Raw genomic sequence first — 18,056 nt, 5'->3', positions numbered from 1 at the left:
CCCTCACCCGCTGCCACGCCTCGGAACCCCTGGTTTCGTCGCGCTCGCGCGCCGACTCGGAGGTCCGCGTCTTGACGTCGCCACTGCCCACAGCCCCGCCCTCTCAGCCCGGAGCCAGTGCTCCGCCCGCGATCCGACGATGGCTGGCGGCACTGCTCGCCGCGCTCCTCGTGATCGGCGGCACGAGCCTCGGCGCGGCCGCGGCGACGGCCGATGAACTCGCGCCCGCCCCCGTGCTGTCGGTGACGCCGGCGACGGATGTCGATGCCGCTGTCGAGAACACGTTCACCGTGTCGGGTACGGGCTACGTCGGTGCGGGTGCCGCGAGCGGCGCCTACGTGCTGCTCGGTGCGCAGTCGGTCTGGCAGGGCGGCGGCCCGCTCGTCAGTGCGGGATGGCTCGCGCAGGCGTGGGTCCCGGCGGCGCAGATCGTGAACGGTGCGTTCACCACGACGATCACGATCCCCGCGGGGACGTTCGACTCTGCGGTGGCCTACCAGGTCGCCTCGTCGGCGGCACATGGGCTGTCGGTCTCGAACCGCACGCTCGATGCGTTCGCGCCGGTCACGATCACGCAGCCCGCGCCTCCTGAGCCGGTCGCGAATCCGGTGCTGTCGGTCTCGCCGGCGACGGATGTCGACCCTGCCGTCGAGAACACGTTCACCGTGTCGGGCACGGGCTATGTCGGTGCGGGTGCGGCGAGCGGCGCGTACGTGCTCCTCGGTGCGCAGTCGGTCTGGCAGGGCGGCGGCCCGCTCGTGAGCACAGGATGGCTCGCGCAGGCGTGGGTTCCCGCGGCGCAGATCGTGGACGGTGCGTTCACGACCACGATCAAGATCCCGGCGGCGAAGTTCGATCCGACGGTGACCTACCAGGTGGCCTCCTCGGCCGCCCATGGCCTCTCGGTGACCGATCGCACGCTCGACGCGTTCGCCCCGATCACGATCACGCAGCCCGCGCCTCCTGAGCCGGTCGCCGACCCGGTGCTCTCGGTCTCGAAGACCGAGGGGCTGAACCCCGAGGGCGAAGACCTGACGATCACGGCCGAGAACTACGCGACCGGCTTCACATCGAACTACGCGCCGGGCGAGGCTGGCTTCTACATCCAGGTCGGCTGGCTCGCCGAGACCTGGAAGGCCTCGGAGAAGGCGCCGTCGAGCGCCCGCACCAACGCCTACAACACCTGGGTCGCCGACGAGGCGAACACGATCGCGCCCACGAAGTGGACGAAGAACGGCGACGGCACCGCGGATGTCTCGTGGACCGTCGAGGTGACGAAGGCGGCGCTCGACGCCAAGGCGAAGGACGGCTCCACGCTCGCCGTCTTCACGCTCGGCGCCGGCGGTGCCGTGCAGGCCGCGAACGAGCTCGCCGTGCCGATCAGCTTCACCGCGACGGACCCCGGAACCGACCCGGGCACCGACCCCGGAGCCGCCGCGCCGAACCTGACGGTCCTGCCCGCTGCGGGCGTCGACCCCTCGGTCGAGAACACGATCACCGTCACGGGCACCGGGTTCACCGGCGCAGGTGCCGCCAACGGCGCCTACGTGCTCGTCGGCGAGACCTCGATCTGGAACGGACAGGGCCCGCTCGTCAATGAGGGCTGGATCGCCTCGACGTGGATCCCCACCTCGCTGATCGTCGACGGCTCGTTCACGACGACCTTCACGATCGCGGCCGGCGTCTTCGACCGGTCGAAGAGCTACCACGTCGCCTCCTCGGCGGCGCACGGCCTCTCGGTGACCGACCGCTCGCTCGACGCCTTCGCGTCGATCACGCTGCTCGCGGGCAGCGGGGGTGGCAACAACGGCGGGGGCAATGACGGCGGGGGCAACACCGGTGGTGGCAACCCCGGCGGTGGCACCACGACGCCGCCCGTCGTGATCGCGGCCGGATCGCTCGACTGGGGCATCTCCAGCTCCTTCCGGTCGTACATCATCGGGATCAACGCGAAGGGCTCGATCGCCGTCGGCGGCGGCGCCAGCTCGAACGGCTCGTCGTTCCGCTTCGTGCAGTCGGGCAGCTCGTTCAGCCCGATCACCACGACCGGTGCGGCCGACTACGCCGGAACCGTGCGCTTCACGGGCCACAACGGCGCGCTCGACCTGAGCTTCACGAATCCGACGCTCGTGGCGAAGGGCCTCGGCTCGGCGACGCTCGTCGTCTCGGTGAACGGCGACCGCGTCGAGCTCGCGAACGTCGACCTGTCGTCGGCGTCGCGTTCGACCGTCGACGGTGCGACGCGCTTCGCGAACGCCCCGGTGACGCTCACCTCGGCCGGTGCGGTCGCGTTCCAGGGCTACTACGGCTCGGGCCAGACCCTCGACCCGCTCACGGTCGTGATCGGCTCGGCGGGCGCGGCCGGTGGTTCGGGCGGCAACGGCGGCACGGTCGTCGTGGCGTCCGCATCGACTTCGACCGGTGACGCGAAGCCGAGCTACCCCGCCACCCCGCCGGCGACCACCGGCATCCAGCTCGACGCCGCGACCCTCGAGGCGCTCGGCGCAGGCAAGCGCGTCACGGTGACGGCGGGTGGCTTCGAGGCGAACGAGGAAGGCATCGCCGCGGTCGTCTACTCGACGCCGATCGTGCTCGCCGACGACCTCGTCGCCGACGGGTCGGGCGTCGTCACCTGGACGGGCAGCATCCCGGCCTCGCTCGAGCCCGGCACGCACACCCTCACATTCCAGGGATCGACCGCGGTCGGCGTGCAGTTCGTCGTGCCGGCCGAGACCGTCGGCGCGTGCAAGGTGACGGCCGGAAGCCTCGACTGGGGCTTCAAGGAGTCGTTCCGCAGCTACCTCACGAGCGGCATCGCCAACGGCGACTGGACGCTCACGGGGGTCACCGAGGACGGCGGCGTGTTCGCCTTCTCGAAGACCTCGGGCTCGCTCGACGAGTCTGGTCGCGGCGTGCTCGGCTCCGAGGGCACCATCGAGTTCACCGGTCACGACGGCGCGCTCGACACGACGATCGCCAACCCGAAGGTCGAACTCGACGGCGACGGCGGCGCGACCCTGCTGCTGGACGTCTCGGGCACGACGCAGGACGGCCAGCCGATCGACCTGAAGTCGGTGCGCTTCGCCGACCTCGAGCTCGCCGACGGCGTGACCGTCGTCGACGGCGTGCTGACCGGCGAGGCCACGGCGGTGCTCACCGCCGACGGCGCCGCCGCGTTCGGCACCTACCCGGCGCGCGAGGAGCTCGACCCGGTGTCGTTCACGGCCACCGTCTCGAGCGACTGCGTCGTCGCGGCCCCCGCCGCGGTCGAGACCGCCGAGGTCGAGGCCGACGCGAAGTCCGCCGGCGCGGTGGACCAGGCCGCCGCGACCGGATCCACATGGTGGATCTGGGTCCTCTCCGTCGCACTGCTGGTGATCGTGCTCGCGATCATCGCCGTGCTCGTCATCCGCTCGCGTCGCAACTCGACCGAGAGCTGACACGGATCGACCACGCCGGGCCGTCGACCTCACTGGTCGGCGGCCCGGCGTCGTTCCGGCCGCCCGCGTGACGTGGGCGGTGGTGCGGATGCCGCGGGGCGCGCGTTCAGCCGAGTGCGGGAGAATGGGTTCGTGAGCCAGACCCCCACCCCCGCCGAGCCGAACGAGCACACGACCCCCTCGGCGGCAGAGCCGGCCGAGACCGCCGTGCCGGCCGCGGTCGTGCCGGCAACCACCGCGCCGGCCGTCGAGCCCGCCGCCGTCGAGCCCGCCGCGGCATCCGAGATCCTCATCGAACACGACGTCACGAGCGACACGGTCAGCGTGCGTCGCGCACCGAAGTACGGCCGGTTCATGACTCTGGGTGCGGGTCTCGGCGCGCTCGTCGCGCTCGTGCTCACGCTCGCGTTCACGCCAACCGAGAGCGAGTTCGTGCCGGTCGGCTACGACGGCGGGCAGGTGTTCGGCTTCCTCCTGCTGATCTGCGCCTCGATCGGCGTCGCGCTCGGCGCGCTCATCGCCCTCGCGTTCGACCGTTCGATGGCGAAGCGCGCATCGTCCGTCGGCGTCGAGCACGAGGTCGCGCACCGCGTCGACGAGACGCCGTAGCGCTCACCCCGACATGACGAAGGGCCGCCCGGGATCGGGCGGCCCTTCGTGCGTTCGCGGGCACGCGACATCCGGATGCCGCGTGCCCGCGATGCTCAGCTGAGCTGCGTCTGCTCCACCCAGGAGAGGTACTCCTCGGTGACCGTGCCGGTGACGTAGTCGCCCGTGAAGCACGACAGGTCGAGCGAGTCGATGGCGGTGCCCTCGGTGATCGCGGCCTGCAGGTCGGCGACCTCCTGGTAGATCATGTGGTCGGCGCCGAGCTCGGCGGCGATCTCGGGGATCTTGCGGCCGTGGGCGATGAGCTCCTGACGGCTCGGCATGTTGATGCCGTAGACGTGCGGGAAGCGCACGGGAGGTGCGGCCGAGGCGAAGGTCACCTTGTTGGCGCCGGCATCGCGGGCCATCTGCACGATCTGCTGCGAGGTCGTGCCGCGCACGATCGAGTCGTCGACGATGAGGATGTTCTTGCCGCGGAACTCGGTGCCCATGGCGTTCAGCTTCTGGCGCACCGAGCGCTTGCGCTCCGACTGCCCGGGCATGATGAAGGTGCGGCCGACGTAGCGGTTCTTGTAGAAGCCCTCGCGGTACTCGATGCCGAGCTTCTGCGCGACCTGCATGGCCGAGGGGCGCGACGAGTCGGGGATCGGCATGACCACGTCGGCGTCGCCGAGCGGCATGTGCCTCGCGATCGTGTCGGCGAGGCGGTCGCCCATGCGCAGCCGGGACTCGTAGACCGAGATGCCGTTCATGACGGAGTCGGGGCGCGCGAGGTAGACGTACTCGAACGAGCAGGGCACGAGGCGCGGGTTCTTCGCGCATTGGCGCGAGATCATCTGGCCGTCGAGCGTGATGAAGATCGCCTCGCCGGGCTCGACGTCGCGCACGATCTCGTAGTCGCCGTTCTCGAGCACGAGGGACTCGGATGCGACGATCCACTCCTCCTTGCCCTTCGAGGTCAGGCGGCGGCCGAGGATCAGCGGACGGATGCCGAACGGGTCGCGGAAGGCGAGCAGGCCGTGCCCGGCGATGAGGGCGATGACCGCGTAGGAGCCCTCGACGCGCTCGTGCACCTGCTCGACGGCCGCGAACACCTGGTCGGGGTCGAGGTCGAGGCCCGTGATCTGGCCCTGCAGCTCGGTCGCGAGCACGTTGAGCAGCATCTCGGTGTCGCTCGTGGAGTTCACGTGGCGACGGTCGATGCGGAAGAGGTCTTCGCTGAGCTCGCGCGTGTTCGTGAGGTTGCCGTTGTGCACGAGGATGATGCCGTACGGCGCGTTCACGTAGAACGGCTGGGCCTCCTCTTCGCGCTCGGCGGCACCCTTCGTCGTGTAGCGCACATGGCCGAGGCCGATGTTGCCCATGAGCGAGCGCATGTCGCGCGTGCGGAACGCCTCGCGCACCTGCCCGCGCGCCTTGGCCATGTGGAACACGGGGCCGTCGGCGGTGGCGATGCCGGTCGAGTCCTGACCGCGGTGCTGAAGGAGGAGCAGGCTGTCGTACACCTGCTGGTTGACGGGTTCGGTCGAGACGATTCCGACGATGCCGCACATGCGAGCGATGGCTCCTCGAAGGTGGGGGAAGGTGTCCGAGCGGACTGGTCAATCCTCCCACACGTGCGCGTGTGAGCCGACTGGGCGTGGGCTGGTGCTCGGCTGAGCATCGACCGCGTCAGGTGCGCAGCGGCGCCGCCTCGACCGCGCACCTTCGCCAGCGTCAGCCGCGCACCTTCGCCCGCGTCAGCCGCGCCGCTTCGCCCGCCATCCGCGGGTCGCGACCGAGATCTCGTTCCAGGCGTTGATCGACACGATCAGCGCGAGCAGGGCCGCGAGCCCGTCATCGCCGAAGTGGGCGGATGCCTCGTTCCACACGGCGTCGGGCACGTGCGTCTCCGAGAGGCGGGTCACCGAGTCGGTGAGTGCGAAGGCCGCACGTTCGCGTGCGGTGAAGAAGTTGGCCTCGGGCCACACGGCGACGGCGAAGATGCGCTGGTCGGACTCCCCGGCCTCACGTGCGTCGTGCGAGTGCAGGTCGACGCAGTACGCGCAGCCGTTGAGCTGGGAGGCGCGCAGCTTCATCAGGTCGCGGAGGCCGCGCTCGATGCCGGCGCGATCGGCTTCGGCGGTGGCCGCCTCGTCGAGCGCGCTCACGGCCCGGGTGAAGGCGGGTGCGACGCCGTCGACGTCGAGGCGGCGGGCCGGGGTGATGGTGTCGGTGGGGTTCGTCGTGGTCATGGGCTTCACGCTACGGAGCGCACCGGCCGCTGGTAACGTCCATTCGCATGGCGGATGTCTGGGCCGATTCAGGATTGGACCTGCACGTCCTGCTCGACCCGCGCCGCAAGGTCGGCTCGCTCGAGCAGGCGCTCCGTGCCGCGATCGACGACGGCTCGCTCGTCGCCGGCACCCGCCTGCCGGCGACCCGCGCGCTCGCCGCCGACCTCGGCATCGCCCGCAACAGCGTGGTCGAGGTCTACGAGCGGCTCCTCGGCGAGGGGCGCCTCGAGTCGCGGGTCGGGTCGGGCACGTGGGTGCGGGAGCGCATCCTCCCGCAGCCGTCGCCGTCGGCGGTGAACCGGTCGACCCGGTTCGAGCTCGATCTCCGCGGCGGGCTTCCGGATGCCTCCGCGTTCCCGCGTTCGGCCTGGCTGGCCGCCATGCGGCAGGCGCTCGCCGAGGCGTCGAGCACCGCGCTGGGCTACGGGGCGCCAGAGGGCGTCGCCTCGCTGCGCACCGCGTTGGCCGAGTACCTCGCCCGTGCCAGGGGCGTGCGCGTGCACGCCGACGACGTGGTCGTCACGCACGGGTTCGGCGAACTCCTGGGGCTCGTCGCGGCGGCGATCGCGGCGCGCGGCGGCCGGCGCATCGCGGTCGAGGCCTACGGGCACGGCTCGCACCGCGAGGTGCTCGCCGCGGCCGGGCTCGAGCCCGTGCCCCTCGAGGTCGACGGCGACGGGGCCATGGTCGGGCGCCTGCACGACATCGACGTCGACGCGGTGCTGCTGACGCCGGCGCACCAGTTCCCGACGGGCGTGCCGCTCTCGACGCCTCGACGCGCCGCGCTGGCCGAGTGGGCCGCGAAGACCGGCGGCATCGTGATCGAGGACGACTACGACGGCGAGTTCCGGTTCGACGGGCGATCGATCGGGGCGTTCCAGTCCCTCGCGCCGGACTCCACCGTGTACGGCGGCACCGCCAGCAAGGCCCTCTCGCCGGCGGTCGGCATCGGATGGGGCGTCGTGCCCGCGTCGCTCCGCGACGGGGTGCTGGCGCAGCGGCGGCGCAGGGGGGCTGCCACCGACGCGATCACGCAGTCGGCCCTGGCCGTGCTCATCGCCTCCGGCGGGTACGACCGGAGCGTGCGAACCCTGCGCACGAGGTACCGGGCGCGGCGGGAGCGGCTCGAGGCGAAGCTCGCCGAGGGTGCTCCCGATGCCCGAGTGCTCGGCCTCGCCGCCGGCATCCACTGCCTGCTCGAGCTGCCCGACGGCGTCGTCGAGGCCGCCGTCGTCGAGGCCGGGGCCGAACGGGGACTGCGCTTCGACGGCCTGGCGGCCTATGCCGCCGACCCGCCGACCGCCTCGAGCCGCCCTCCGACGATGGTCGTCGGGTTCGGCGCGCCGCCCGACCTCAGGTTCGAGCAGGCCGTCGCAGCGGTCATCGGGTCCATCGACGCGGCGCGCTGACCGGCACCGGCATCGCCATGCACCGACGTGGGTGCGAGCTCAGTACTCCGAGGGCTTCGCGAGCACGGCCATCGTGCAGCGCGACACGCACACGAGCTTGCCGTTGTCGTCGGTGATGCGGATGTCCCACACCTGCGTGGTGCGGCCGCGGGTGATCGGCCGCGCCTCGCCGTGCACGAACCCGTCGGCGACCGGACGCACGTGGTTCGCGTTGATCTCCATGCCGACGCAGTAGTACTGCTCGGGGTCCACGGTGAAGCTCGCACCCCAGCTCGCGAGGGTCTCGGCCAGCGCGACGGATGCCCCGCCGTGCAGCACGCCGCCGGGCTGACGCGTGCGGCCGTCGACCGGCATCCGTCCCTTCAACGATTCATCGGTGACCTCGGTCATCTCGATGCCGAGGGAACGGATCGCGGTGCCCTCGCAGCGTGCGTTCGCCCACTCGACCGAGGGCTCGCCGAACCAGATGCTCATGCGATCGAGTCTGGCATGCCGATCCGCCTCGCCGGTCGAGGAGGCGCGCAGCGCCGTCTCGAGACCAGCGCTCCGCCGTACGGTCAGGCGAGCTCGGCGATGATCGGGTGGATCGCGTCGTCGAACGCCGAGGCATCCGCACGCAGCGAGTCGGTCACCGCGACGGTCTTCTCGCCGATCCACCAGACTCCGGATGTCGCGAGCGGCAGCACCTCGACGTTCAACTCGAACGAGTGGGCCCGGCGTCCGACCTCGCGCTCGTGCTCGGCGATCGTGCCGGCGTAGGCGCGGTAGGAGTCGCCCCGGCGGGCGCTGGATGCGGCGCGATAGCTGTCCTGCGTCCACTCGGCCCAGGCGCGCGCAGCCTCGGCGTGCGGCACGACCGCGGCGAGCAGCACCTCGGCCCCCGAGACGGGCAGCGCGATCTCGGTCTCGTACTCGTCGACGAGCTGCAGCGGCACGGGCGACGGATGCGACTCGGGCTCGACCGTCATGGCCCACCAGTCGCGCCACTGGCGCTCGAGCAGGTCGTGCTGGTCGATCGCGAGCGTCGGGCCGACCTTGCCGACATCGCGTACGCGCGGCAGCTCGACGGGGGAGGCCACGCCGAGGGCCGCACGGAGGTACAACGCGATCAGCACCGGCCGACTCGCGTTCTCTCGGATCACCCACGAGGGTGTGCCCTCCGGCTGCATGCCCGGATTCTACTCGCGGGCACGGCCTGCGGCCGGGATCCCGGGACGGGCGGGCCTTCGGCGTGCCGCGCGCCGGGTACCCTTGACGGGTGAGCGCGAACTCGTCCTACGCCGCTGCCGGAGTCGACACCGCAGCAGGCGACCTCGCCGTCGAACTCATGAAGGCCTCCGTGGCCGCGACGCACGGTCCAAACGTGCTCGGCGGCGTCGGCGGCTTCGCGGGGCTCTTCGACCTGTCCTTCGCCAAGGCGTACGAGCGACCGCTGCTCGCCACGTCGACCGACGGCGTCGGCACGAAGATCGCGATCGCGCAGGCGCTCGACAAGCACGACACCATCGGGCAGGACCTGGTGGGCATGGTCGTCGACGACATCGTCGTGGTCGGCGCGAAGCCGCTCTTCATGACCGACTACATCGCGTGCGGCAAGGTCGTGCCGGAGCGCATCGCGTCCATCGTCACGGGGATCGCGAAGGCCTGCGCCGAGACCGGCACCGCGCTCGTCGGCGGCGAGACCGCCGAGCACCCCGGCCTCATGGGCGTCAACGACTACGACGTCGCCGGTGCGGCCGTCGGGGTCGTCGAGGCCGACCGCCTGCTCGGCGCCGAGCGCGTGCGCGACGGCGACGCCGTCATCGCGATCTCCTCGAGCGGCCTGCACTCCAACGGCTTCTCGCTCGTGCGCCACATCCTCGCGAACGCGGGCCTCCACTACGGCGACACCGCGGCCGACCTGGGCACGACGTGGGGCGAGGCGCTCCTCGAGCCCACTCGCCTCTACAGCGGCCCCCTCGTCGAGCTCCTCGCCGACGAGCGTCTCGGCTCGGCCGTGCACTCGCTCTCGCACGTCACGGGCGGCGGCATCGCCGCGAACCTCGCGCGCGTGCTGCCCGTCGGGTCCTGGGTCGAGGTCGACCGCTCGACGTGGTCGCCCGCGGCGGTCTTCCGCTCGCTGAGCGCCCTCGCCGGCTCGACGCTCGAGAGCTCGGAGGGCACCTGGAACCTCGGCATCGGATTCTTCGCGGTCGTCGAGGCCGACGCGGCGTCCGACGTGATCGCCGCGCTCGAGGGGCTCGGGCTGCCGTCGTGGCAGGCGGGCACCGTCACCATCGGCGCACGCGACCTCGACGGCTTCGAGCAGGGCGCGAAGGGCGTCGACGGCGGCGCCGTGCGCCTCGTCGGCGGCTATGCCCGCTGACGCCGGCTCGCCGAAACGCATGTCGCAGCAACGCGCGAACCAGCCGGCCGCAGGGCAGCCGGCCCCCGACCAGGCGGTCTCGATCGGCCTCATGGGCACGACGTCGGCCGACACGCTCCGCGCGCTCGCGCCGCGCATCGAACGGCTCGGCTTCGCGTCGCTCTGGCTGAACGACGTGCCGGGCGGCGACTCGCTCGCCGGACTCCGGGTCGCGGCATCCGTCACCTCGACGCTGCGCCTCGCGACCGGCGTGATTCCAACGGACCGGCGACCGGCCGCCTCGCTCGACCTCGACGGACTCCCGGTCGAACGCACGGCGGTCGGCATCGGATCGGGTCGCGCCGACCGTCCGCTCGCCGCCGTGCGCGACGCCATCGCCGAGCTGCGCGAGCGCACCGAGGCGTCGATCGTGGTCGGTGCGCTCGGGCCGCGCATGCGGCGGCTCGCGGCCGAGGAGGCCGACGGCGTGCTGCTCAACTGGCTGACTCCGGATGCCGCGGCGGCCGCCATGCGCGACCTCGCCGCCGACGCGGTGGGCCGTCGGGTTCGCGGCGTGCTCTACGTGCGCACGATCGTCGACGAGGCGGCCAGGCCGATGCTGCAGGAGGAGTCCGCGAGGTACGACGCGGTCCCGGCGTACGCGGCGAACTTCGATCGGCTCGGGTTCCGGGCCGTCGAGTCGACCATCGACCATGCCGCCGCACTCACGGCGTACGCGGAACAGACCGATGCGCTCGACGAAGTCGTGCTGCGGGCGATCACCCCGGGGGCGACCTTGGCCGAACTCGAGTCGTTCGTCGAGCACGCGGCAGCATGGATCGCCGAACGAGGCTGACTCGCGTCAGCGTGAACCAGTCGGTCGAATCAGCGACGGCAGCCGGTCAGGCTACGCGCGCTGCTCGTGTTGTTCGTCGTCGGTGACGTAGCTGTCTTCGTCGTCGTCGGCATACTCTGCCCACTTCGCAGCTTCTTCGGTGTAATCGTCATGCTGCGAACTCGTGAGTTCGCGCTCAAGCGCGTTGTAGTCGGTGTTCGGGCTGAAGTACTTCAGCTCCCGAGCGACCTTGGTGTGCTTGGCTTTCTGACGGCCGCGCCCCATGCGTGACCCCCTTACGACGTCTGGCCAGGTGGAATGATCTTCACCCGGCGCTTCTGGTTTATATGAATTTCGTCCGGCGGCCAGTTTAGCACCGCCGTCAGGCAGTCCGACGTTGCCATGCACAGCCGCGTCGGCGCCCTCCCGATTGGGCGTGCGCACAGCTGGACGTGGTTCGATGGAGGGGTGACGTCGAGCCCTGAACGCGTGAAGATCGCGGTGATCGGCGCAGGGCAGGCCGGCCTCTCGGTCGCGTACTACCTGCGGCGCTTCGAACTGGTCCCCGGCGAGGATTTCGTGATGCTCGACCGCGCTCCTGGGCCGGGCGGCGCATGGCAGCACCGGTGGTCGTCGCTGCGCCTCGGCACCGCGCACCGGGTCAACGACCTGCCGGGCATGGCCGACCTCGGGCTCAGCTTCGACACCGCCGACCGCACGCTTCCGGCACGCGAGGTCGTCGCCGAGTACTACGGCCGCTTCGAAGAGCACTTCGGACTCCAGGTGCGCCGTCCGATGGACGTCCGCTCGGTCACGAACGAGGGCGTCGACCTCGTCGTGCGGTACGACGACCTCAGCCCGCAGCCGCTCGACGAGCAGCGGGCGAGGGGCTTCTTCGGCCGCATGCGCAAGTCGTTCCAGGAGCCGCCGGAGCAGGCCGCACCGCGTCACGAGCTCGCCGTCCAGTTCCTCGTGAACGCCACGGGCACCTGGGGTTCGCCGTTCGTGCCGTACTACCCGGGCATGACCGCCTTCCAGGGGCGGCACCTGCACACGTCCGACTTCGCCGACGCTGAAGACTTCCGCGACAAGCACGTCGTCGTCGTCGGCGGCGGAACCTCGGCGATCGGCTTCATGCTCGAGCTCGAGGGCATCGCGGCCGAGCTCACGTGGGTCTCCCGCAGGCCGATCGACTGGCTCGACCGGCAGGAGCTCGACCTCGAGGGCGCCTCCGCGGCGGTCGCCAAGCAAGACGAGGCGGCGCGCTCCGGCCGCGCCCTGCCGTCGATCGTGAGCGGCACCGGCGTGCCGAAGAACCGACGCATCGCCGCGGGCATCGAGCGAGGACTCCTCGTCGCACGACCGATGTTCGATCGCATCGACGCCGACCGCGTCGTGTGGGAGGGCGATGGCGACCACCCTGCGAGCGAGGTGCGCGCCGACGTGATCATCTGGGCGACGGGCTTCCGGCCCGAGCTGCGCCATCTCGCGCCGCTGCGGCTGCGCGAGAAGGCGGGCGGCATCAGCGTCGGCCAGGGCGCGTCCTGGAACGATCCGCGCATCTTCCTCGCGGGCTACGGGCCCCAGGCGTCGACGGTCGGCGCGAGCCGGGCCGGACGCATGATCGCCCGTCAGATCATGGCGATGCTCTGACCCGTTCGGGCCCGACCCGTTCACCTGGCCTCGACCCCGGTCGCCCAGCCGGGACCCCGTTCACACGGGCCCGACCCGTTCGCGCGGCCGCGACGGCGATGGCGACGGCCGACCCTACTTCTTCGGGTTCGAATCGGCCGGGCGGCGCGGCAGCGGGCGCACCGGCTCGCCGCGTCGATCCTGGCCCGGGAGCGGCCGCGAACGGCGGCCGTAGATCATGTCGGACGAATCGAGCAGCCATGGCACGAGCGCCACGGTGACGCCGTGCACGAGCATGACCTTCTGCCGGATGCGGCGTGCCTTGTGGTTGTGGAGGACGCCCTCCCACCAGTGGCCGACGATGAACTGCGGCATGTAGACCGTGACGACCTCGGAGCCGTGCTCGGCGCGATGCTGCTTGATGTACTGGATCAGCGGGTAGCTGAGGTCGCGGTAGGGCGACGACAGGATGCGCAGCTTGACGTGGATGTTCTGCTTGACCCAGTCCTTCTTGAGCTGCTTCGTCGACTCGTCGTCGATCGACACGTGCACGGCCTCGATCGAGTCGTGGCGGGCGGCGATCGCGTAGTCCAGCGCCTTCAGGGTCGGCTTCTGCATGCGGCCGACGAGCACGATCGCGTGATCGCCGTTCGAGCCGAACGTCGTGGTCGGGTCCGGCTCGATCTCACGCTCGACATCCCGGTAGTACCGGTTCACGCCCACCATGAGGAAGAACAGGATCGGCATCATCACGAACACGATCCAGGCGCCGTGGCTGAACTTCGTCACCGTGACGACGATGAGCACCACGGCGGTCATGCCGGCGCCGATCGCGTTGATGACGAGGGCGCGCAGCATCGCCGAGCGCGACAGGGCGCGGTCGTCGTCCGGCGAGCGCCGTGCGGCCTGCGACTTCGACACCGGATGCCGGTCCTTCGACAGCTCGCGCAGCCAGTGCCGCACCATGCCCGTCTGCCCGAGGGTGAACGAGACGAACACGCCGATGATGTAGAGCTGGATCAGCACGGTGAGGTTCGCCTGGAACACGACCAGGATCACGGTTGCCGCGAGGGCGAGGATCACCACGCCGTTCGAGTAGATCAGGCGGTCGCCGCGGGTCGAGAGCGACTTGGGCGCGTAGCCGTCGCGCGCGAGCACCGAGCCGAGCAGCGGGAACCCGTTGAAGGCCGTGTTCGCGGCGAGGAGGAGCACGAGCGCCGTGGTCGCCTGGATCAGGTAGAAGAACACGCTCGAGTCGCCGAACGTCGCGCCGGCGACCTGGGCCATGAGGCTCTGCTGCGGCTCCGTGGCGCACTCCGCCCAGCCGATGAGATGGCATGGATCCTCGGCGTAGTGCACCTGCGAGATGAGCGCGACGGCGGTGAGGCCGGCGAACAGGATGATCGCGATGCCGCCCATGAGCACGAGCGTGCGCTGCGCGTTGCGCACCTTGGGCCGACGGAACGCGGGCACGCCGTTCGCGATGGCCTCCACGCCCGTGAGGGCGGAGCATCCGCTCGCGAAGGAGCGCAGCAGCAGCAGGATGACGCCGGCCTGCGTGAGCGACTCGGCGTCGACCTGGTACTGCGCCGATTCGGCGATCGGCGGGTTGCCGAGCATCGTGCGCGTGAGCCCGACGACGATCATCACGAAGACGCTGCCGATGAACAGGTACGTCGGCACCGCGAACGCCTTCGACGACTCGCTCACGCCTCGGAGGTTCACCGCGGCGAGGATGATGACGAAGATCACCGCGAGCTCGACGCGGAACGGGTCGAGCTCGGGGATCGCGGAGATGATGTTGTCGACGCCCGACGCGACCGACACGACGACGGTCATGACGTAGTCGACGAGCAGGGCGGAGGCCACGACGAGGCCCGCCTTCTCGCCCAGGTTGCGGTGCGCCACCTCGTAGTCGCCGCCGCCCGACGGGTAGGCGCGGATCAGCTGGCGGTACGACGCGACGACCGTCACGAGCAGCACGACGACGGCGAAGGCCACCCACGGCGCGAAGCTCAGGAACGCGAGACCGCCCACGGTGAGGATCATGAGCAGTTCCTGCGGCGCGTAGGCCACGGAGCTCAGCGGGTCGCTCGCGAAGATCGGGAGCGCGAGGTGCTTCGGAAGCAGCTGCCCCTCGAGCTTCTCGGTCGGCAGCGGGTCGCCGATGATCCAGTGCTTCGGCGATTTCAGTTCGGGGGGCGGTGAATCCGCCTCATTTGTCACGGCGGATGAGACTACACCCGCCACCGGCCATGTCAAGTCGGCGGATGCCGCGCGGCCCCGGATCGGCGAGATCGCCGAAGCGCAGCCGCGACGGCGTCGTGCTCAGCGCAGCAGCAGGTAGGCGCCGGCGGCCGCCGCGATGCCGAGCGCGAGCGTGAGCAGCACGTTGAGGATCGCCGCACGCCACCGGCCGCCGTCGAGCAGTTCGATCGTCTCGACGCTCCAGGTGCTGAAGGTGGTGAGGCCGCCGCAGAACCCGGTGACGAGCACGAGGCGCAGGTCGCCGTCGATCGCCGCGCGCTCGGCGAGCCCGAGGAACGCGCCCGCGAGACCCGACCCGACGACGTTCACGATCAGGATGCCGCCCGGCAGGTGTCCGGGCCGAACCGGCAGCGCCCGCGAGAGCGCGAAGCGGATCACGGCGCCGATCGATCCGGCCACCAGCACGGCGACCGCCACGAGCGGCGTGAGCTGGGCGGTCACAGGGTCTGCCCGGCATCCGTGACGGTGGTCGGCATCGGCCGATGCGCGATGAGGGACCCGACGCGGAGCCCCGCCGCCGCGAGCGCGAGGCCGCCGACGGCCGAGACGGCGAGGTACAGGGCCGCGAGCCAGGCCTCGCCGACACCCGACAGCAGCACGACCGCGGCGAGGACGGCCGACATCGTGGTGAACGACCCGAGCACGCCGGAGCCGATGCCCGCCTTCAGCCAGTTCGGCGTCGACGGCCTGGTCCAGAGGCCGCCGACGAGCCAGCCGAGCACGAATGCGCCGACGAGGTTGACGGCGAGCGTGCTGAACGGGAACTCGTCGTCGCCGTGCGGCAGCGCGAGATCGCACGCCAGCCGAAGGGCGGTGCCGAGGAGTCCACCGACGAGGACGGCGAAGTAGGAGCGCACGCGTCGAGATTACGTCGGCATCGCCGAATCGGAGGTGAGGTCGTGCACCCAGTCGTTGGTGTGCAGGACGATGCCGGGCTTCACCTCGAACTCCAGCGGGCCGAGCAGGGTGAACCCGGCCTTGCGGCAGACGGCGTTCGAAGCGGGGTTGTCGACTCGCGGATACGCGTGCACCGGCTGCACGTCGCCTGCGGCGCGCGCGACCTCGAGCATGGCGCCGACGGCGGCGGGTGCGATGCCCTGGCCGCGGTACTCGGCCTCGACCGACCACCCCGCCTCGAGGGCCGGTCGCCCATCGTGCTCGTGCTCCCAGTAGCCGACCATGCCGACGCCCTCTGGATGCCCGGGGATCACGATGCGGAACTGGTGCGCGGTGCCCTCCGCCTGGAGGCGCAGGTACCTGGCGTGCCGCGCGATGACCTGTTCATCGTTCTCTGGTCCGCCCATCTGGTCCATGAGCTCCGGCGTGTTCGCCCGCCGCAGCAGGTCGAGGTCGTCGGCCGACCACGGAACGAGGGTGACATCCGTCATGCGGACATCGAAGCACTCCCGACCGACACCGCGGGGGGAGCGATGGTGGTCGGGAGTACGGGTCGGCGGTCAGTGTGGTGAGCGCGTGCGCGGCCGGCGCTCAGCGGTCGGCGAACGTCGCGAGCACGTCGGCCCGCACCTGCGCGAGACGCTCCTTCAGCAGGGTGACCGCCTCGGGCCGCACGCGATCGCGGTGCGTGCGGAGGTCGGTGCGCAGCTGCTGCCGGAATGCGGCGACGGCGAGGTCGGCGTCCTGCAGGGCGCGTTCTGCGTCGATGCGGTCGCGGTCGGTCGACCCTGCGGGGCCGGTCGCACCGGTGCTGGAGGCCGCGCCGGCGGAGGTGTTCGTCGCGGAGCGCTTGGCCTCGCGGGCGGCGCTCGCGAGCTCGGCCCGGAGCGAGCGCATCGCCTCGTTGACCTCGGCGCGCACCCCGTCGGCGAGGCGCCGCACCGAGTCGGTGACCTCGTTCTCGATGCCGTCGAGCTCGTGCCGCCGGGACTCGAGCTCGGCCCGGCCGGCCGGCGTGATCTCGTAGACGGTCTTGCGGCCGTCGGTCGACTTCGTGACGAGCCCCTCCTCCTCGAGCTTCGAGAGGCGCGGGTAGATGGTGCCCGCACTCGGCGTGTACGTGCCGCCGAAGCGATCGCTGAGCGCCTGGATCAGCTCGTACCCGTGTCTGGGCTGCTCCTCGAGCAGGGCGAGCAGGTAGAGGCGGAGGCTGCCGTGGGCGAAGACCGGCGGCGTCATGCTGCGCTCGTGTCGGTCGCCGCGCTCGAGTCGTTCGCGTCGGACGAGGCGCCCGTGCCGCTCGTCGTGGTCGTGCGGGTCGTGCCCCCGGCATCCGTCGCGTCGCCGCGCACCCGGGTCATGACCGAGATCGCGCCCGAGACGCTGTTGGCGCCGAGGTCGAGCCATTCGCCCGCGAGTTCGCCCGTGATGCGCTCGAAGCCCTTGCCGAGCACGCCCTTGATGCGCGTGTCGTCGAGCAGCACCGTGCCGCCGACGGTGTTGATGCGGAAGCGGGCGCCGGCGCCGGCGTCGTAGCGAACGGTCAGCGAGCCCGAGACGGTGTTGGTGTCGATCGACCCCGGCGTGCCCTGGGCGTCGACGATCATGTCGCCCGCGACGGTGTCGGCGCGGAAGCGGCGGATGTCGCCGGTCGCGATCACGTCGCCCGACACCGAGTGCGCGTCGATCGCGCCCATGTGGTTGCCGACGGACATCTCGCCGGACACGCTGGAGATCTCGACGTCGCCCTCGTGGTTGTCGACCACGAGGCTGCCCGAGACCGTGCTCAGCTTGGCGTCGGTCGTGAAGCCCGAGACGAGGGTGTCGCCCGAGACCATGCCGAGCTTCATCGCCACGTGCCGCGGGGCCAGGATCGACACGTCGGCCTTGGCCGAGCCCGCCCATCCCTTGAAGACGTCGATGAAGTTGTCCCAGCCGAGCTGCGGGTGGTCGATCTCGAGCACGTCGCCGTCGATCGAGACCTTGAGGTCCTTGCCGGTGACGCCGTTGACCTCGATGCGGGCGCCGGGCTCGTCGTGCGCGATGACGTCGACCTTGCCGCCGATCAGGCTGACCTTGATCCTGCGGACGAGTTCGAGGTCGATGACGCGGGATTCCCCGGGATTGATGACCCACTTCTCGATGCTCATGAGGTGCTGCTCCTTCTTCCGTTCGAGCGGCGATGACGGTGCCGCCCCGAAGTCTGATCGCGATATATCGCGTGTGTTGGTATTCACGATATATCGCGTTTGGGCGAAACGCAACCGACGAGCGGATGCCGCGCGCTTGACCTTGACGTAACGTCAACCCCTACCGTGACATCCGTGGGGCAGACGCCTCGAAGCC

General features: G+C 71.0%; 17 protein-coding genes. 6 read left to right on the top strand and 11 right to left on the bottom strand.

Annotated elements, in window-relative coordinates:
• Window positions 1-71 precede the first annotated feature (71 nt).
• Window positions 72-3,440, top strand: a complete 3,369-nt coding sequence (locus ABIC29_RS17620; protein ID WP_354247564.1) for an HtaA domain-containing protein — start codon at window positions 72-74, stop codon at window positions 3,438-3,440.
• A 132-nt stretch (window positions 3,441-3,572) separates the two neighbouring features.
• The gene (locus tag ABIC29_RS17615; protein ID WP_354247562.1) at window positions 3,573-4,049 is read left to right on the top strand and encodes a hypothetical protein; all 477 of its coding nucleotides are present in this window, start codon (window positions 3,573-3,575) and stop codon (window positions 4,047-4,049) included.
• 95 nt (window positions 4,050-4,144) lie between these two features.
• On the opposite strand, the gene purF is transcribed toward ABIC29_RS17615, so the two are convergent.
• Entirely contained in the window at window positions 4,145-5,602 is a 1,458-nt protein-coding gene (gene purF / locus ABIC29_RS17610) for an amidophosphoribosyltransferase (RefSeq protein WP_116085705.1), read from the bottom strand.
• A gap of 186 nt (window positions 5,603-5,788) precedes the next feature.
• Window positions 5,789-6,283: a carboxymuconolactone decarboxylase family protein gene (locus ABIC29_RS17605; RefSeq protein ID WP_116085785.1), complete on the bottom strand. Its 495-nt coding sequence runs from the start codon at window positions 6,281-6,283 to the stop codon at window positions 5,789-5,791.
• Between the two features lie 47 nt (window positions 6,284-6,330).
• Here ABIC29_RS17605 and pdxR point away from each other — a divergent pair, with 47 nt between their 5' ends.
• Window positions 6,331-7,734: a MocR-like pyridoxine biosynthesis transcription factor PdxR gene (gene pdxR, locus ABIC29_RS17600; RefSeq protein ID WP_354247558.1), complete on the top strand. Its 1,404-nt coding sequence runs from the start codon at window positions 6,331-6,333 to the stop codon at window positions 7,732-7,734.
• A gap of 39 nt (window positions 7,735-7,773) precedes the next feature.
• On the opposite strand, the gene ABIC29_RS17595 is transcribed toward pdxR, so the two are convergent.
• Both ABIC29_RS17595 and ABIC29_RS17590 read right to left on the bottom strand, forming a co-directional pair.
• Window positions 7,774-8,208 carry a PaaI family thioesterase gene (locus ABIC29_RS17595; RefSeq protein WP_116085711.1) on the bottom strand — a complete coding sequence of 145 codons (435 nt, stop codon included), beginning with the start codon at window positions 8,206-8,208 and terminating at the stop codon, window positions 7,774-7,776.
• An 83-nt stretch (window positions 8,209-8,291) separates the two neighbouring features.
• Window positions 8,292-8,903: a zinc-binding alcohol dehydrogenase gene (locus ABIC29_RS17590; protein WP_116085713.1), complete on the bottom strand. Its 612-nt coding sequence runs from the start codon at window positions 8,901-8,903 to the stop codon at window positions 8,292-8,294.
• An 89-nt stretch (window positions 8,904-8,992) separates the two neighbouring features.
• Here ABIC29_RS17590 and purM point away from each other — a divergent pair, with 89 nt between their 5' ends.
• Window positions 8,993-10,099 (top strand): phosphoribosylformylglycinamidine cyclo-ligase, encoded by a 1,107-nt coding sequence (gene purM, locus ABIC29_RS17585; protein ID WP_354247554.1) that lies wholly within the window; start codon window positions 8,993-8,995, stop codon window positions 10,097-10,099.
• Between the two features lie 19 nt (window positions 10,100-10,118).
• Window positions 10,119-10,934, top strand: a complete 816-nt coding sequence (locus ABIC29_RS17580) for an LLM class flavin-dependent oxidoreductase (RefSeq protein ID WP_354247551.1) — start codon at window positions 10,119-10,121, stop codon at window positions 10,932-10,934.
• Between the two features lie 51 nt (window positions 10,935-10,985).
• Here the strand turns inward: ABIC29_RS17580 and ABIC29_RS17575 are convergent, their stop codons facing one another.
• Window positions 10,986-11,198, bottom strand: coding sequence for a DUF3073 domain-containing protein (locus tag ABIC29_RS17575; protein WP_116085719.1), 213 nt, complete (start codon window positions 11,196-11,198; stop codon window positions 10,986-10,988).
• Window positions 11,199-11,381: 183 nt separating this feature from the next.
• Here ABIC29_RS17575 and ABIC29_RS17570 point away from each other — a divergent pair, with 183 nt between their 5' ends.
• A complete protein-coding gene (locus tag ABIC29_RS17570) occupies window positions 11,382-12,566 on the top strand; it encodes an FAD-dependent oxidoreductase (protein ID WP_354247548.1) in 1,185 nt (394 codons plus the stop codon).
• A 114-nt stretch (window positions 12,567-12,680) separates the two neighbouring features.
• Here ABIC29_RS17570 and ABIC29_RS17565 read toward each other — a convergent pair whose 3' ends face one another.
• The 6 genes from ABIC29_RS17565 to ABIC29_RS17540 all read right to left on the bottom strand — a co-directional run bounded on the left by ABIC29_RS17565 (window position 12,681) and on the right by ABIC29_RS17540 (window position 17,860).
• On the bottom strand, window positions 12,681-14,771 hold the full coding sequence (locus ABIC29_RS17565; protein ID WP_354247545.1) for an APC family permease: 2,091 nt from the start codon (window positions 14,769-14,771) through the stop codon (window positions 12,681-12,683).
• A 102-nt stretch (window positions 14,772-14,873) separates the two neighbouring features.
• Window positions 14,874-15,254 (bottom strand): fluoride efflux transporter CrcB, encoded by a 381-nt coding sequence (gene crcB / locus ABIC29_RS17560; protein ID WP_199471798.1) that lies wholly within the window; start codon window positions 15,252-15,254, stop codon window positions 14,874-14,876.
• Complete coding sequence (locus ABIC29_RS17555) at window positions 15,251-15,670, bottom strand: fluoride efflux transporter FluC (RefSeq protein WP_354247542.1); 420 nt, start codon at window positions 15,668-15,670, stop codon at window positions 15,251-15,253. Before ABIC29_RS17555 ends, crcB begins: the two co-directional genes overlap by 4 nt.
• Window positions 15,671-15,679: 9 nt before the next feature.
• A complete protein-coding gene (locus tag ABIC29_RS17550) occupies window positions 15,680-16,201 on the bottom strand; it encodes a GNAT family N-acetyltransferase (RefSeq protein WP_354247539.1) in 522 nt (173 codons plus the stop codon).
• Between the two features lie 100 nt (window positions 16,202-16,301).
• Window positions 16,302-16,949 (bottom strand): PadR family transcriptional regulator, encoded by a 648-nt coding sequence (locus ABIC29_RS17545; RefSeq protein WP_116085730.1) that lies wholly within the window; start codon window positions 16,947-16,949, stop codon window positions 16,302-16,304.
• Entirely contained in the window at window positions 16,946-17,860 is a 915-nt protein-coding gene (locus ABIC29_RS17540; RefSeq protein ID WP_116085732.1) for a DUF4097 family beta strand repeat-containing protein, read from the bottom strand. The genes ABIC29_RS17545 and ABIC29_RS17540 overlap by 4 nt, the downstream gene beginning before the upstream one ends.
• Window positions 17,861-18,056: the final 196 nt, after the last annotated feature.

This window comes from Agromyces sp. PvR057 (assembly GCF_040547485.1).
Classification (GTDB): Bacteria; Actinomycetota; Actinomycetes; order Actinomycetales; family Microbacteriaceae; genus Agromyces.
This window is presented reverse-complemented; position numbering and strand designations above follow the sequence as displayed.